Origin of the sequence: Rhodoblastus acidophilus, assembly GCF_009720655.1 — a bacterium.
Classification (GTDB): Bacteria; Pseudomonadota; Alphaproteobacteria; order Rhizobiales; family Beijerinckiaceae; genus Rhodoblastus; species Rhodoblastus acidophilus_A.
In genome coordinates, this window is the sequence record NZ_WNKS01000050.1 from 1 (window position 1) to 1,520 (window position 1,520).

Annotated in this window: 1 protein-coding gene; it reads left to right on the top strand. The window is 63.8% G+C overall.

Annotated features, from left to right (window positions below; all coding sequences use genetic code 11):
* Positions 1-87: 87 nt before the first annotated feature.
* Positions 88-1,515: an IS701 family transposase gene (locus tag GJ654_RS20630; protein ID WP_155448057.1), complete on the top strand. Its 1,428-nt coding sequence runs from the start codon at positions 88-90 to the stop codon at positions 1,513-1,515.
* Positions 1,516-1,520: the final 5 nt, after the last annotated feature.

Here is a 1,520-nt window from a genome sequence, read left to right on the forward strand (position 1 = left end):
TTCTACTGAGTCACGTTTTTCTCAGATTGGTCGTCGCGTGAGCTTTGCTATCCTGCCGATTCGTCTCACTGGCGGAGGGTGGCGAAGATGGAGCCCGAGGCGCAATCGAGTGAAGCGCGTTTTGTTGCGTATGTCGATGCGTTGGCGGCCGTTTTGGGGCGTGAGGATCGGGCCCAACCGCTCAGGGATTATTGCACCGGCTTGTTGATGCCCGGCGAACGCAAGAGCGTCGAGCCGATCGCGGCCGTGGTGGCGCCGGCGCGCGTGTCGGCGAAACATCAATCGCTTCTGCACCTGTTGGGCCAGGCGGCCTGGTCGGATCAGGCGGTTCTAGACAAGGTCCGCGAACTCGTTACGCCGGCGCTCGCAGCCCAGGGCGGCGTCACGGCGTGGATCATCGATGACACCGGATTTGCGAAGAAGGGCGTTCACTCCGTCGGTGTCGCGCGACAATATTGCGGGCGGCTGGGCAAGACGGACAATTGCCAGATCGCGGTGACGCTTTCGATCGCCAATCACGCGGCAAGTCTTCCGATCGCTTACCGTCTGTATTTGCCCGCGGACTGGGCCGAGGACACAGCGCGCCGGCAAAAAGCGCATGTCCCGGACGACGTGAAGTTCCAGACCAAACCCGAGATCGCGCTCGATCAGATCCGCGCCGCGTTTGCCGCCGGGGTCGCGCGCGGGGTGTTGCTGGCTGACGCGGGCTATGGTGTCGACGGCCCCTTGCGCTCGGGCATCACGGCTCTCGGGCTGACCTATGCGGTGGGCGTGCAATCGACGCTCAGCGTCTGGCCGCCCGGTGTGGACCCGCTGCCGCCCGCCCCGTGGAGCGGACGCGGGCGCAGGCCGTCACGGTTGCGGCGCGACGCCGATCATCAGCCTGTCGACGCCAAGGCGCTGGCTTTGGACCTGTCCCCGGAGTCGTGGCGGACGGTGTTCTGGCGCGAAGGCTCCAACGAACCCTTGTCGTCACGTTTCGCCGCCGTGCGGGTCAGGCCGGCCTCGCGCGACTGGAAACAGTCGACGCCCCATCCCTTGGAATGGCTTCTCGTCGAATGGCCGGAAGCTGAAGAAAAGCCCACAAAATATTGGCTATCGACCCTTCCGGAAGACGTTGCTCTTGAGGTCCTCGTCGATACAGCCAAACTGCGTTGGCGCATCGAGCGTGACTACGAGGAACTGAAAAGCGAACTCGGCCTGGCGCATTTCGAAGGGAGGGGATGGCGAGGTTTTCATCACCACGCGACGCTGTGCATCGCGGCATACGGCTTTCTGATCCGCGAGCGAGCGGCGTTTCCCCCCTCAGCCGCCCGCCAGCGCAAAACGGCTCTCATACCCGATCGTCCGAAACCCCGAGGCGCCGCCGATCCGACCCGAGCGCCACGTCGAAAACTCGATCGCGACCATCCGACGAAGGCTGGCAGTCGCGCTGGCAAAGACACTGTCGCGATGTCCGTGTTGCCAAACACATCAAATCAGGGCGGTTTCCCGCCATGCAACGTGACGCAGTAGAACTA